Annotated in this window: 11 protein-coding genes; 5 read left to right on the plus strand and 6 right to left on the minus strand. The window is 55.3% G+C overall.

Annotated features, from left to right (window positions below; genetic code table 11):
* The 5 genes from VK738_14230 to VK738_14250 form a co-directional block, all read left to right on the plus strand.
* Positions 1 to 3,233: hypothetical protein (locus tag VK738_14230; GenBank protein HTD23813.1), on the plus strand; the 3,233-nt coding region annotated here is incomplete at its 5' end.
* Positions 3,234 to 3,331: 98 nt separating this feature from the next.
* Positions 3,332 to 3,835: a tail fiber protein gene (locus VK738_14235; GenBank protein ID HTD23814.1), complete on the plus strand. Its 504-nt coding sequence runs from the start codon at positions 3,332 to 3,334 to the stop codon at positions 3,833 to 3,835.
* Positions 3,836 to 3,920: 85 nt separating this feature from the next.
* Positions 3,921 to 4,418, plus strand: a complete 498-nt coding sequence (locus tag VK738_14240; GenBank protein ID HTD23815.1) for a tail fiber protein — start codon at positions 3,921 to 3,923, stop codon at positions 4,416 to 4,418.
* Between the two features lie 12 nt (positions 4,419 to 4,430).
* Positions 4,431 to 4,955, plus strand: coding sequence for a tail fiber protein (locus VK738_14245; protein ID HTD23816.1), 525 nt, complete (start codon positions 4,431 to 4,433; stop codon positions 4,953 to 4,955).
* 100 nt (positions 4,956 to 5,055) lie between these two features.
* Complete coding sequence (locus VK738_14250; GenBank protein ID HTD23817.1) at positions 5,056 to 6,636, plus strand: SAM-dependent methyltransferase; 1,581 nt, start codon at positions 5,056 to 5,058, stop codon at positions 6,634 to 6,636.
* A gap of 137 nt (positions 6,637 to 6,773) precedes the next feature.
* Here the strand turns inward: VK738_14250 and VK738_14255 are convergent, their stop codons facing one another.
* From VK738_14255 to VK738_14280, 6 genes are all read right to left on the minus strand, one after another.
* The gene (locus tag VK738_14255) at positions 6,774 to 7,637 is read right to left on the minus strand and encodes a transglutaminase-like domain-containing protein (protein ID HTD23818.1); all 864 of its coding nucleotides are present in this window, start codon (positions 7,635 to 7,637) and stop codon (positions 6,774 to 6,776) included.
* A gap of 41 nt (positions 7,638 to 7,678) precedes the next feature.
* Entirely contained in the window at positions 7,679 to 8,596 is a 918-nt protein-coding gene (locus VK738_14260) for a proline dehydrogenase family protein (protein ID HTD23819.1), read from the minus strand.
* A 135-nt stretch (positions 8,597 to 8,731) separates the two neighbouring features.
* Positions 8,732 to 9,550: an EAL domain-containing protein gene (locus VK738_14265; GenBank protein HTD23820.1), complete on the minus strand. Its 819-nt coding sequence runs from the start codon at positions 9,548 to 9,550 to the stop codon at positions 8,732 to 8,734.
* A complete protein-coding gene (locus tag VK738_14270) occupies positions 9,541 to 9,924 on the minus strand; it encodes a response regulator (GenBank protein HTD23821.1) in 384 nt (127 codons plus the stop codon). The genes VK738_14265 and VK738_14270 overlap by 10 nt, the downstream gene beginning before the upstream one ends.
* Positions 9,925 to 10,056: 132 nt before the next feature.
* Entirely contained in the window at positions 10,057 to 11,430 is a 1,374-nt protein-coding gene (locus VK738_14275; protein HTD23822.1) for a sigma-54 dependent transcriptional regulator, read from the minus strand.
* An 87-nt stretch (positions 11,431 to 11,517) separates the two neighbouring features.
* Positions 11,518 to 15,075: a PAS domain S-box protein gene (locus tag VK738_14280; GenBank protein ID HTD23823.1), complete on the minus strand. Its 3,558-nt coding sequence runs from the start codon at positions 15,073 to 15,075 to the stop codon at positions 11,518 to 11,520.
* Positions 15,076 to 15,349: the final 274 nt, after the last annotated feature.

Here is a 15,349-nt window from a genome sequence, read left to right on the forward strand (position 1 = left end):
ACCTGACGGTAGCCGCGCCGCCGACCATTACCAAGGCATTTGGGGTGGCCCAGATTCCGTTGAACGGGACGACCAGCTTAACCTTCACAATTGCAAATCCGCCGGCGAACGTTACCCTGACTGGGATTGCCTTCACGGACAACCTGCCTGCAGGCCTGGTCGTAGCTACGCCTAACGGATTGACCAACACCTGCGGTGGCGCGGCCACGGCAGTAGCGGGTTCCGGTTCGGTGAGCTTGTCGGCCGTCACGCTGGCGGCTAGCGCTTCATGCACGGTCTCGGTAAACGTGCAGGGAGCCGCTGCGGGCATAGATAACAACAGCGTTCAGGTGACCTCTACCGAAGGCGGCACGGGCAATACTTCGAACGCCAGCATCACGGTAGTAGGGCCGCCGGTCATCATCAAGGCCTTCGGAGCGGCCAGCGTTGCGCTGAACGGCTCGACCAGCTTGACCTTCACCATCCAGAACAACAACACCACGACCGCGCTGAGCGGGATCGGCTTCAGTGACACGCTGCCTGCAGGTCTGGTGGTATCAACGCCTAACGGTCTGGCAGGTACATGCGGCGGCGGGACGATCACAGCCACTCAGGCCACCAATGTCATCAGTCTCTCGGGTGCAACTCTGGCGCAGAGCACCTCCTGCAACTTCTCGGTGAACGTGACCGGCACGACTTCGGGAATCAAGAACAACACAACTGGTAACGTTACTTCGACTGAGGGTGGCACCGGCGGGACGGCCTCAGCCTCGCTGTCCGTGGTAGGACCGCCCTCGATCGCCAAGGCCTTCAACCCCATTGGCATTCCTGCCAACGGGGTCAGCACTTTGACCGTTACCCTCACCAATCCAGCGGCCAATAACGTCGCCGAGAACGGAGTGGCATTCACCGATAATTTCCCTGCCGGACTTGTGGTTGCAACGCCCAACGGGTTGACCAATACCTGCGGCGGTACCGCTACAGCGACGGCCGGCTCGGGTACAGTGTCTCTCGTCGGAGGCACGATTGCAGTCAACAGCACTTGCACGGTAGGTGTGAATGTGACCAGTTCAACTCCCGGCTCTTATCTCAACACCACCGGCGCGGTCAGCTCTACCAACGGCGGCACCGGTAACACCGCATCGGCTACTCTGAACGTAGCCTCGCCCCCAACCATCACCAAGAACTTCTCGGCGAGCGCGGTCGCACTGAATGGGATCGTCAGCGTGTCCTTCGGCATCAGCAATCCTAACGCCAGCGTAGACCTGACGGGGATTCAGTTCACCGACGCCTTGCCTGTCGGCCTCGTGGTGGCCGCTCCCAACGGTCTGTTTAGCGACTGCGGCGGCGCGGTCACGGCTACACCCGGATCAGGCTCGATTAGCCTGGCAGGTGGAGCGGTGACGGCAGTTAACGCGACCTGTACAGTTAACGTGAACTTGAGAGCAACCACCGCGGGGATCAAAAACAACACGACCGGACCGATCTCGGCCAATGAAAGCGGTCCCGGCACACCTAGCAACACTGCAACTCTTGAGGTAGTTCTTCCCCCGACCCTGGCCAAGGTCTTCGGGGCTGCCAGCATTCCGCTGGGTGGCACCACCTCGCTCACCTTTACAGCTACTAACCCGAACACCACGGTGACCCTGGTGAACACTGACTTCAGCGACTTCCTGCCTGCCGGGCTGGTGGTGGCCGCGCCCAACGGCGTGGTCGGCACCTGCGTTACCAACAACGGGGCCGCCGTTACCGCAAACCCAGGAAGCAATAGCATCAATGCGACGGCGTTCAACCTGCCGCCAAGCTCCAACTGCACCTTGTCAGTGAACGTAACCGGTACCAGCGCCGGCACGAAAAACAACACCAGCGGCAACATCACCGCCAGCTTCGATGACGGCAGCGGTACCTTCATCGGGATCACGGGCAATACCGCCTCGGCGAGCATCGCCGTAGCGGCGCCGCCCTCGATCAGCAAGTCCTTTAACCCGGCCGTCATCGCCATCAATACCAACAGCGCGCTGACCTTCACCGTCACCAACCCTGCTGTAAATACCATCGCGCTCACGGGAGTGAGCTTCACCGACACCTTGCCGGCAGGTGTTGTAGTAGCTACACCAAACGGGCTGGCTGGCGCTTGCGGCGGTGGAACCATCACCGCGACCGCCGGTTCCGGGAGCATCACCCTCACCGGAGCAACGCTTGCGCCTGGCGCTTGCACCTTTAGTGTGAATGTCACCAGCGCGACTGCAGGGACTTACACCAACACCACTGGCCCGGTCAGCTCCACCAACGGCGGGACCGGCAACACCGCCACCGCTGTTCTCACCGTGACCGCGGCCGACATCACCATCACCAAGACCCACGTTGGTAACTTCTTCTTCGGGCAGGTCGGTGCCAGCTACACCATTACGGTAAGTAATGTCGGCATCGGTTCATCGGCGGGAACTATAACCGTGGTCGACACCGTTCCCGCGCTCTTTACCCCTACCGCCATGAGCGGCACGGGTTGGGCCTGCACTGTGGCCACAGCGACCTGCACCCGTAGTGATGCTCTGGCCAATGGTGCCAGTTATCCTCCGATTACACTCACCGGCAATATCGGTCCGGGTACTGTCACTACGACTGTGACCAATACGGCCACGGTCTCCGGTGGCGGCGACACCAATCCGGCCAATAACGTCGCCAATAACCTGACCACGATTGTTCCGTTGTTCATTACCATCACGCCGGGCATTAACGCCGCGACCGTGAGCCGAGGCCAGACGGCAACCTTTACATTTACCGTCAACGCCAGCGTGCCCAATGCCATAGCGTTGCTGTGCTCCAGCCTGCCTGCGGGCACATCGTGCAGCTTTAATCCACCTGTACCGGCAAGCAACGGCTCAACCAACGAAACCATGTCCGTCACCACCACGGCCCCACCATTCGGGATGAATCAACCCCAATCTCCGCTGGGCGGGGCGCCGGTGTACGTGGCCATGGTGATGACGCTGCCCATGGTGGGCCTGCTCTTTGCAGGCATGGGTAGAGGCGATGACAAGCGCAAGAAGAAGAGCAAGGCTGTGCGGTTGATAATTCTGGGCGTCATTCTGCTGGGTATGTTGTTGGTCCTGTCAGGATGCGGTGGCCACGCCAAGGGGTTCGATAATGGTAATGGCTTCCAGACGCATCCGGGAACCTACGTCATTCCCGTCACCGCCACCAATGGCAACATTTCGGCGCAGACAAGCGTCACTTTAACAGTAACGCCGTAAGAGTAAGAATGACCGGGTAGAGACGTAGCTTGCTACGTCTCTTGCAGTTGAAACATGAAGCTTGAAACTTAAACTGTCTTTAAACAGGAGCAAAAAACATGTCACAACCATTTATAGGTGAAATCCGGATGTTCGGTGGGAACTTCGCCCCCGTAGGTTGGTCTTTCTGCAATGGGGCTATAATACCGATTAGCCAGAATGACGCGCTGTTCAACCTGATTGGTACTACCTATGGCGGCGATGGACAGTCAACCTTCGCGCTGCCTAACCTGCAAAGCCGTGTTCCGGTTCACGTGGGACCGGGCTTCGCCCTGGGTCAAACCGGTGGCGCTGAAACTGTTACCTTGACCACGAGCCAGATACCGGCGCACAGCCACGTGCCGCAGGCGTTTTCCGCTACCGGCAATCTATCCAGTCCTGCCAATGGCGTGTGGGCGTCTTCAAGCCCGGCTACCGACTATGGCGATACTCCTCCCGGCATAGCCATGGATCCGGCTGCAATAGGCTCGGCTGGTGGATCGCAGCCCCACGACAACATGGTCCCGTTCCTGGTGATCAACTTTATTCTTTCGCTCTTTGGCATATTTCCGTCCCAGACTTAAGGTTTGTGAGCTTTGAAGAGGCAAAGAGCAAGGCGAAATCGTAGCAATCGGGGCCTCAGGCCCTTGAATTGACAAGGAGAAAAAAATGTCAGAGCCGTTTTTGGGAGAAATCAAGATTATCAGTTGGAATTTTCCGCCGAAGGGATGGACCTTCTGCAACGGGCAACTCTTGCCCATCAATCAGAACCAGGCATTGTTTTCCATCCTGGGCACTACTTATGGCGGAGATGGAAGAGTAACCTTTGGCTTGCCGAATCTGCAAGGCCGCTCGCCCGTGCATGTAGGCAATGGCATTGCCCTGGGCGAGCTCGGCGGGGAGACCGCGCACACGCTCAACATCTCCGAGGTGCCGGCCCATAACCATGTGCCGGTGGGGTCGTCCAATTCCCCCAGCTCCGCAAGTGCTTCTGGAAATCTCTGGGCGACTTCTACGAGTAATCTGTACAACAGCACCGCTGATTCTGCCATGAACCCGGCCTGCGTGCTACCGACAGGTGGCAGCCAGCCTCACGAAAACATGTCACCGTATTTGGTGTTGAATTTCATCATCGCGCTGCAGGGGATATTCCCCTCGCAGAATTAGGAGAGGAATCTCATGTCAAATCCATTTCTAGCGGAAATCAGAATCTTTACGGGAAACTTCGCGCCCAAAGGCTGGGCTTTATGTGACGGCCAACTCATGCCGATTAGCCAGAACACCGCCTTGTTTTCGCTGCTGGGTACAACGTATGGGGGGGACGGCAAGAGTAACTTTGCTATACCAAATCTTCAGGGTTGCGCGCCCATGCAGGCCGGGCAAGGACCAGGCTTGAGCTTGCGTGATCTGGGCGAGACCAGCGGTGAACAGGCCGTTACGCTGCTTCAGACCGAGATGCCCGCGCATAGCCACACGGCGCAGGCCACCGGTACGCCTAACCAGCCAAGCCCTACAAACAACGCCTGGGCGTCGGGGCAGAAAGGGTTCGGAAATCTCTATACATCTTCCAGCCCGCAGAATGTGCAGATGAACCCGTTTGGCACGTCGATCGCCGGCGGCAATCTACCCCACAACAACATGCCGCCCTTTCTCGGCCTGACATTTATCCTCGCGCTGCAGGGAGTCTTTCCGGCGCGAAGCTGAGCACGGCTCGTTCGAATATTGGCAAGCACAGGGGCCCGGGACCAACCCCCCGGGCCCTTTTGCATGTCGGGTAGAATAACCATCACTGCCGGGAACCAAAATGCCGATTGACCCACCCTCGAACGAGCCTCTGGAACGTGACGTACCGCTCTCCCAGTCCTTGATCTGGCGATTGCAGCGCCAGTTCTATGTTCAGCGCGGCCTCAAAGTCTGGACCGAGGACATGGTTCCCCAGTACATTACCAACAACCCTTTTATCACTGAGATCTATGCCCGTATCGTCTTCAATTTCCTTCGCGACTGTGGCCAGTTGTCATCCCAGAATCCGCTTCGCATTCTGGAACTCGGGGCCGGTCCCGGCAAATTCTCTTATCTGTTTTTGCGCCAGCTTACGGCCTTGTTGCGTGCCGCCAATATCGGTCTCGATACCGTGCGCTATTGCATGACCGATTGTTCGGAAAGCTTGATCGAACCCTGGCGCACAAACAGTTACCTCGCTGAGTTTGTCGCTTGTGGAATCTTGGAATTTGAACTGTTCCAAGTCGGCGAAGAAACCAAATCCCAGTATGTCAGCGGAAAAGCATCAAAAACGGGCAAAGGGCCTCTCGTCCTGATTGCGAACTACGTCTTTGACAGCCTCCCGCAGGATGCCTTTGTCATCAAGGAAGGGCAAATCTCCGAAGCCTTGATAACCACCACCGCCCCCAGCGGCGGAGATGGCACGGTCGAAGCCCTGTCACGCCTGCAGCTCGCATATAAGAATGTCAGCCTGTCGCCGAACCGCTATCCGGAGCAGTCCTGGAATGACATATTGGAGCACTATCGCAGCCATTTGCCTGCTGCCACGGTGTTGTTTCCCTCCGCTACTCTCAAAACCCTGCAGCAGCTAGGAAACATCACCGATGGCAGAATGCTCGTCCTGGCCGCCGACAAAGGATATCCTCACGAAGACGAGTTGCTGTTCTCCCAGGGGGCGCCGGTGCTCGAATTCCACGCTGCCGCCAACTGTTTTTCCCAGATGGTCAACTTCCATGCCATCGGAAAATATTTCCAGACCATCGGAGGAGAGGCATTTACACCCGATAAGCACTCTGCCAGCCTGTGCATCTGTGCCTTCCTTCAGCACAGGTCAGGCGATCACTTCCCAGCAACCAAGGCAGCTTACCAGGAGGCGCAGGCGGTGCTTGGTCCTGACGACGTGTTTACCTTGTTGGCTTGGTTAAATCCTCATATGGAAGAAATGTCGGTGCCCCAGATACTGTCAACCCTCAGGCTCACTCGCTGGGATCCCGTGGCTCTGCTGCGGCTGTTTCCCGTGCTTGCCCGGCAGCTTCGAAGCGTATCCGCCGATCGCAACGACCTCCGCAACGCCGTGATGCGCACCTGGGCCAACCACTATCCGGTGAATCCCAGTGAAAATGTCCTGGCCTTCAACTGTGGAGTTATTTTGCTCGAATTGCAGTTCTTCGCGGAAGCTCTCTCTATGTTCAAGACATCAGAACAGATATTCGCGCCCTCTGCTGCCACCAGTTACAACCTGGGCCTATGTTCTCTGGGGTTGGGACGCTCTTCCGAGGCACTAGCTTTCATGGTGGAGGCCTGCAACCTGGATCCCACCTTCGAGCCAGCCAAACTCTCTCGCCGCAAGCTGGAGGCCGAAAATGCTGAAACCAAAAAATAGCAACCCATTTATTTTCTATAATTTACATGGCTATATTGCACCATAAATGGTGCAGTATAAGCGCTTGAGAAACTTGATTATTTTGCAAGTTTTTAAGATAGGCTTTCAGGACTGAATGCTGATTGCTGACTGCTTTCTTAATTCCGGCTTGCCAGATTTCGACGAATGGAAAGAATCACTGCCCGGATATCATCCGCATCCGACGCCTCAGGCAGCATCTTCAAATAATCCTCAAAGTCCATGAGAGCATTGCGCATTTGTCCGAGGTTGTAGCGCAGCGCCGCTCGCTGCTTCACATCTTCCGGCGATCGCGGATAAATCGCCAGGATCAGGTCGGCCATGACCAGCGCCTTGCGGAAATTCCGGCTCGATAGATAAATGGTTTTCAGGTTATTCAGCAGACGCGTAAGCCAGCGCCGCCGGCTTACGCAGGAGAGAAATTCCGATTGCAGTTGCATCTGGCCGGAATAAATCTGGTCCAGCCGTTTCTGGCACTCCTGCGGCGTCAGCAAAGACCCGCCGTGAAAAGGATCAAGAATTACCTGCCGCCCATCCACATCGTAATGCTTGAGCAGAAAGTGTCCCGGCATCCCCACCCCGAACAGCGGCAGTCCGATGCGTCGCGCCACTTCTTCGTACACCAGCGCCAGTGTTATCGGGATCCCCATCTTGCGGTCGAGAACTTCATTCAAAAACGAATTGCGGGGATCGTAATAATCTTGCACGTTGCCGCGGAAATGTTCTTCACCAAAGATCACAGTATTGAGGACGTTAATGGTTTCCGGGGCCGTGGGATTGCGTGCGAGGCGCGATCGTACCCGCTGCGCCAGCGCCTGCAAGATTGCCAGGTAAAGATCAGAGTCAAGCTGCGGATATTCTGTGCGGGCAATGGCCAGAGCGGCGCGTGCCAGGTCAATGCGCTCATCTTCAATGTTGCTATTCACGAGCGCAGTGAATTCTGCTAAAGCGACTGGAGAGGCGCTGTTTCCAGTTGACGCCATAGGGGTATCTTACACAATTTGAGGCAATTGAGAGCGCCAGTCTATTTGAACAGGTTCTTCAGAACAAAGAGAGCATTGGCGGGGCGCTCCGCCAAACGCCGCATGAAATATGGATACCACTCCGACCCAAAGGGGATATACACGCGCATCTGCCAGCCATCCTGGACAAGCTTGCGCTGCAGATCGCGCCGGATTCCATAGAGCATCTGGAACTCAAAAGCATCGGATGAAATCTTTTCGGTTTTGGCGAACTCCAATGTCGCTGCAATCATCTTCTCGTCGTGCGTGGCGATGCCGTGATAGACGCCGCTCTTGAGCAGCATCTTCATGAGCCGTATGTAGTTCTGGTTGACCTCCGGCATCTTCTGGAAAGCCAGCTCCGGTGGCTCCTTGTAAGCTCCCTTGCACAACCGGATCCGAATTCTCTCCTGCAGCAACCGTTCAACATCTTTTTCACTGCGGCGCATATAAGCTTGAATGACGGCGCCGACGTGGCCCTGGTGTCTGTCCTGGCCGTGCAACTCATGAACGAAATCCAATGTGCGCTGCGTATAGGGTGAACCCTCCATATCTATACGCACAAAGTTGTTGTTGCCAGTGGCATGTTCCACCAGGCTGTGAGTGATGTCGCGTGCCAGCTTCTCATCCACATCCAGGCCCAGGGAGGTAAGCTTCACGCTGACGTTGGCGTCGAGCTTGCGTGCTTGAATTTCATCCAGAAGGCGATGGTAAAGATCGGCAGTATGCTGCGCCTCTTCGATGCGGGTGACGTTTTCGCCAAGATTATCCATGCTTACCGAGCAGCCGGCGCTGTTGACCTCTTTGGCGGCCTGCAACACGTCTTCCAACTCTGTGCCGGCGACAAAGCGATGTGAGAGTTTCCGCCCCAGGGATGATTTTTCCGACATCGAGCGCAAAGACTGGCTCTGCGAGAGTCCAATAAAGAAAGCTCGTAACAATGAATGACCCTTTAGTTTTTAATTTTTAGTTGAATTTTTGAACACATGCACGTCTGTATCACACGCTATGCCCGATCCGAGCCACATGCTTTTAGTGTACAAAACTTCACACGATGGGCCCAATAGGTATGAATCTTAGGAAACAGCAGGCAGGGAAATCGGAGCGGCACAGTGCACAGAAGAGCAAGAATGCGCCCAATCACTGGCGATAAATTCTTCCACGGTCAGGGGCTTGGCAAATAAATAGCCTTGTGTCAGGCCGATTCCGGCCTCCGCCACCGATTCCATGTCCAGGGTGTCTTCCACACCTTCGGCCACGACTTGGGCATTAAATTTTGAGGCGAGCTGCGCAATTGAACCCAGGACCGCTCTCCGATAAGGGTCTTCATGCGAACCGCGCACCACGTAGGAATCAATCTTGAAATAGTCGGGTTTGCAATCGAGCATCATGCGATAGTTGGAATAACCCAGTCCAACATCGTCCAGGGCAATGCTGATGGAATGCTCGCGCAGCCGGATGAGTGCTTTCTGAAGACTGGGCTCCCAGAAAGGTTTTTGTTCCACGATTTCGATAATCAATGAAGAAAGCGGAATGCCTTTTTCTTCGGCCGTACTTACAAGGAAAGGAATAAAGCCGGGGTCGCGTCCCAAAGTAGAGGCGTGAATATTGATCGAGATGAGGAAGTTTCCAGGCAGGCGGGACGCGCCTTCCAGAGCAGTTTGCACGCAGGCGCGGTCCACAGTGTTTTCTTCGTGTTTCAGGCGCACATATTCGAAAAGCACACCTGCGGTTTCGAGGTTTGTGCCTTTAGGCCCACGCATGAGGCTTTCTAGGGCGTGAAGAGTGGGTCGACCGGATCCATTAGAATTGAGCGCGATGACAGGCTGAAATCTTACGGTTAGTCCACCTGGCGCCAGGATTGCATTTAGCCCGGAGGGCTCCTTCATGCGCATACTTCATTCTCTAGTAGGCTCTCGACAATCTGCGCGACTTCGGGAAGCGGTTGTGGCTTGTGCAGGAAAAAATCAACTCCCAACCGCCAAGCTTCGCCTTCCATTTCAGCAGTGCCATAAGCGGTCATGATGATAACGCGCGCCGAAAAACAGCGTTGGCGCACAAAAGCAACTAATTCCAGGCCTTCCGCCGCCTGGATGCCGGTCAATCGCATGTCGGCGATCACCAGGGCGTAATGCATGTTTGAGATTAGGGCCTCGGCTTCTTCGAGCTCCCGGGCGCAATCCACCTCGTATCCACACGTGGTGAAGTACTCACGCATGGCAAACAGGATCGGTTCTTCATCATCAACGACTAATATCTTCCGGGGCATGGAAACATTAATGCACGTTTAGAGCCAAACTGGAAGGGGGTGTTATGCTGTTAAGATATTAAAAATAAATGACTTATTTAATTTCCAGCTTATGGAATAAAGCCGCAAATCTAACTCTTGGACAATAATATTCTAAAGTCTGGACAGGGGAATCTGATAGCGCTTAACCATGTTATAGAGGGAGCTTCTTGGGATTCCGAGCCGTTTGGCGGCAGCTTCTACCCGCCCTTTTTCTTCGCGGAGAACAAGTTCAATGTGCCGCCGCTCTACCTCTTCCAGCGTCAGGTCAGCGGCATAGCCGCCATTGGTATTTTCTGCCGGCTGTAACGGAATAGCGGCAGCTTCAAGTTTCAAGTCCTGTCGTTGAATAAGATTTCTTTCACCCAGCAGAACGGCGCGCTCCAGGACATTGCGTAACTCGCGAATATTTCCCGGCCAGGGGTAGTGCTGAATGGCATCCGTTGCTTCCGGGGAAAGATGGTATTCACCGCGTCCTCGATCGAGCGAGAGCCCCTCAAGCATATGTTCCGCCAATAAAGGAATGTCCTCGGGCCGCTCGCGCAATGCCGGTGTGCGCAACGGCAAAGTGCTAATGCGGAAGAACAGGTCTTCGCGAAAGTGCTTTTCCACCACCATGTTGCGCAGGTTCTGGTGAGTAGCTGCAATCAGGCGAATATCCACTACACGGTCGCGGACTTCGCCCAGACGCCGGAAACGTTTTTCTTCCAGGACTTTGAGGAGTTTGGGTTGCACCTGCATATCAACGTCGCCGATTTCATCCAGAAACACAGTTCCCTTGTGCGCAACTTCCAGCAACCCGCTCTTGGCTGCAACGGCGCCGGTGAATGCGCCCTTTTCATGCCCAAACAATTCGGTTTCGAGAAACTCGCGGCTCAAGCCGGCGCAATTCAGGTCTACAAAAGCTTCATCGGTGCGGGTGGAGTTCTGGTGCATCCATCCTGCCAGAATGCTCTTTCCGGCGCCGGTTTCTCCCTGGATCAATACCGGACTCTCAGTGGCCGCAACTTTTCTGGCTTCCTCTTCCAACTGGCGGATCAACACGCTGGTGCCGATAAAAGGATTGATTTCCCGGCTGCGCGACTGGCGTGATTTGCCTGCCATTTCTTTGCGGCGGCTGCGCTGATTTTCCAGGACCCTTTGCAGCACTACTAACAGCGCGGGAAGCTCGACCGGTTTGGTGATGAATTGTTCAGCTCCCTCTTTAATGGCGCGCACTGCCAGATCAATGCTTCCATGGCCGGTCAAAACCACGACGGGCAGAGCAGCGTTGATCTCTTTCAGGCGCGGCAGAAGCTCCAGGGCATTGCCATCGGGAAGGGAATAATCCACAAGAACAAGGTCGGAAGGCGCACTTCGGAATATCTCCAGGGCGGACTTGCAGTTTTCCGCCTCGGTCACGTCAAAACCGTGAGCATCCAGAAAATTGCGGATGCCAAAACGGATTCCGGACTCATCATCCACGATCAGGATTCGATTTCTGGCCATCGTTAGTTTTCAGCCCTCAAGGGCAGCCTGGGAGCAACTGTAGAAGTCTTTTAACTGAGATTGAGCAGAATGTCCAGCGACTCTTTGTCATGAAGCGCTGGCGGTCTGCTCCTGCTCTTGCTCCGCGGACGCCGAATACGGCAGGCTCACTCGCAGGACTGCGCCTCCTTTCGGATGATTAAAGGCCACCACCTTTCCACCGTGGGCTTCAACAATGCGTTGAACAATGGGCAGTCCCAAACCGGTTCCGCCGCGCCGCTTGGTGAAAAAGGGTTGAAAAATCTTGGGCAAATCAATATTGCGAATGCCCGGCCCATGGTCTTCAATGAAACAGGAAATCCATGGTTGTCCGTCGGTCCGCCATATCTGGGCCCTGACCGTGACTGTGGCGCCGGCTGGCGAATGCCGAATTGCATTATCGATGATGTTCTGAAAAACCTCTGTCATGCGCATCTGGTCCATGCGCATAATCACGTCGCGCAGATTCGCCGTATTCAGAACCTGCACCTGCGATTGCTCAGCCAGCATAGAGCAATTCTGGATCGCACGGTCCAGGACGACTTGTAAGGACTCCTCCACCAGTTCCAACTTGGCCGGCTTGCCATACTCGAGCAATTCACTCATGAGATCGTTGAGCCGCTTGATCTCCCGTTTAAGCACGTCAAGGTATTGTTGCTGCCCTTCCTGCCTGTCAAACTTGGCCTCCAGGGCATCGAGGGTGGCAGAAATACAGAACAGCGGATTGCGCACCTCATGCGCTACACCTGCCACCAATGCGCCCATGGTAGACATGGTTTCGTTGCGCCGCAGAGAGGCCTGAAGCTCAACCATGGGAGTAATATCGCGCAAGGCGACGATAAAGCGGTCAAGCTTGCTTTCGGTCTCAGTAGCGGGAACAACGTAGACCAGCAGGTCCCAGCTTTTCCCGCTGAATTCGTCATAGACCTGCAATGTCTTAGGGCGCTCCTGGTCGGCCACAATGCCCTGCACAATCTCGCCCGCGGCGACCCACGGCTGATGTTCGCCGAAGGACTGCAAAGGCTTGCCCAGCAAATCGGGAAAGTTTCTTCCGGTCAAATCACGCGCCGCCCGGTTCAGGCGCACCACGATCCCATGCTGATCAACCATGAAAATAGGGAACTGGATAGAATCGAACGTCAGCCGCCACTCGTGCGCAGCGCTTTGCACCGCCAGGTGGAGTTGTGCCTGCGCCTCTTGCGCCTTACGCTTTTGTTCGAGCAAAACCTGCTCCTGAAGCGAGCGCCGGTAGCTGTCATAGAGCACACCAACTGCGTTGACCAGCGCTTCGATCTTCTGTTGCTCGACGACGCTGTATCCTCCGGGCCGATTGGCAACCGCGATCATGCCCACGACCACCGTTTCCTTGTGGATGGGCACACCCAGGAAGCTCTTAAGAGGTGGATGGCCCGGCGGCAGGCTTCCGGCAGCCTGCGGATCAGAAGCAGGGTTATTTGCGGTAATCGCCTTTCCCGATGTGATGACGCGCCCAAAAAGGTTCTCCAGGTTGGGGAATGCCAGATAGCCGAGCTTTTTATAGGTCTGCAGCGCGGTTTCATAGAATTCCCGGTTTGTCTCCTGGTCCCAGATAATTCCGTCGTGCGCAAGCACGCGCAGCTCGTCTTCTACGACAACGCCTACAAAACCATATTCGCTTTGAGTTTGCGTAAGCGCGCCATGCAATAAGATCCGGCTGGCGCTGTTCCAATTGCCGGTCCCGAGAAATTCAGTCATGGCAGAGCTGACCGTGCGCAACTGTTCGGTAATCATCTGCAGCTCAAACTCGGTGCTCTTGCGCTCCGTTAAGTCAATTACGTTGGCCAGCACCAGTTCAGATTGTCCGTATTGAACGATTGAGCCCCGGATTTCCACATCAATCAGAGATCCGTCTTTTCTCCTGTACTTGCGGTTGGCAATTTGAATGCGGCGTTCCTGCAAGGTCCTCCGCACGTTGGCGTCGACACTTGCGGGCGTATCTACCACGATGTCATAAAGTTTCAGCTTTTTAATCTCGTCGGGCCGGTATCCCAGCATGGCCAGCATGGCTGCATTGGCTTCCTGAATCCGCATGTTCAGCGGATCAACCACAAAAATGCCCTCCGAAGACTGCTGTACCAGTGAGCGGTAGCGCTCCTCGCTGATACGCAATAATTCTTCCGCCTGCTTTCGTGACGTGACATCACGCGAGATCGAAAGGATACGGCCGTCGGCCAACGCCTTGACCGAGGCTTCCACGAACACCGTGCTTCCATTCTTGTGCCGAAGCCTGCGCTCGACACGCAAACTGCTGCCGGGCTGCATTCCAGGGATCTGTTGGAGGAAACGGTCATAATCCTCCGGCAACAAAAGATCTTTTGTCTTGGCCTGCAACAGCTCCTGGCGGGTGTAGCCCAGCATCTTGCAGAACTGGGAGTTGAGGTCCAGGTATTTGCCGGCGTGATCAATAATCAGGATGGCATCGGAGGCCTGCTCCATCAGCATGCGATAATTCGTTTCACTGGCTCGTAAGGCGCGCTCAGCTTCTTTGCGGTCGGTTACATCTGTGGAAATGCCGAACGCTCCGGTGATATTGCCTTGCCCGTCGCGCAGCGGCCGCACGTGCGTCTCAAAGATGCGCCTTCTCCACGGCATTTCAAAAGAGCTTTCATCGCCTTTCAGGGCGCGCAAGGTGCAGGCAATGGGCAGATAGGCGGGGTCGTCAGTCCTCAGATATTCAAACAGGGTTGAGCCTACGCCCTCCCCCGGTCTGAGGCCGACGGCCGCGAGTCCCGAGCCTTGGGACGATAAAAAACGCAGGTTGCGGTCCACCGTCCAGAGCACTGCCGGCTGCTGCTCGACCAACAAACGGATCTCGGCCTCGCTCTCGTGCAATTGCAGTTGCGATTGCTTCTGCTGTTTGGCCAACAGCATGATGGTTCCGAGGGCCATGCCAAATTCGGCGAAGAGGTTCAGGAAAAAACCGGAGCTTTCAAAGGGCAGCAGATCAGATCCAAGAAACATGGCAGGCACGGATGAATCCCGCCTGATAAATGCAATCAAACTATAACCGGCAAGGACAAGCACATTGGCGCCCCAGAGGAGGCACGAAGCCGCCAGGGTCTTTGCCGCTGTTCCTTCCTTTTGCCGGCGAGACCAGAAAACTGCAGCGCAATACCAGAAAGACCCGCCCAGAAGTACCTGGCGCGGAAAAGTGCGAAGGAGGATACCAAAAGTCGAATTCGGCTCAAAGCTGGGAATTGCGCTAAAAACCAGCGGAGCAAAGGGAATTGCGCTAACCAGCAAGGCTGCTAGTAACGCGAGCACGGTGGCCCGAAGCCATCCGCCCTGGTTTTCCGGGTCATCAAAACTTCGTGCGCCATACGACAAATAAATCGGCTCCAGGAATCCCGCAATCGTGGCCAAGGTGATCAAGACCAGGCGGAGCTGCGACGATTCTGGAAGTTGAAACGCCAGGGCATGTGCCCCAAGGAAAACAGCAAAGGCCGACCAGGCCTGGATCCACCAGCGGAAAAATTCACGCTGCTGCCGGTAGGCACGGAGAATAATGAAGAAAAGCAGGATCAGAAATAAAGTCAGTAGTCCCTCTAAGACCAGAAACAACTGCAATACGGAGGGTTGAGGGGTCACGGGACTTTCCTTACCTGAAAGCTCTTGAATTGGGAGCTTAATTTTGCTGCCAAATCACATGCAAAGCAAATGAAATCTTGGGGAGAGCACCATTTTGGCACAAAAGAGGCATTACTCCAAAGCTGAACTCAGATGAACGCCCTATAAAAAGTCTTCCCGAAGAAGCCTGGGCCCACAGGCTTCCCTTATAATCGGTAGGAACCACTGAAAATAGAGAAAGGCCCTCGAATCTCGCTTTGAGCACCATTTCGTCTGACATTGCTAATGTAGATTC

It is taken from the genome of Terriglobales bacterium (assembly GCA_035487355.1).
Taxonomy (GTDB): Bacteria; Acidobacteriota; Terriglobia; order Terriglobales; family Acidobacteriaceae; genus QIAW01.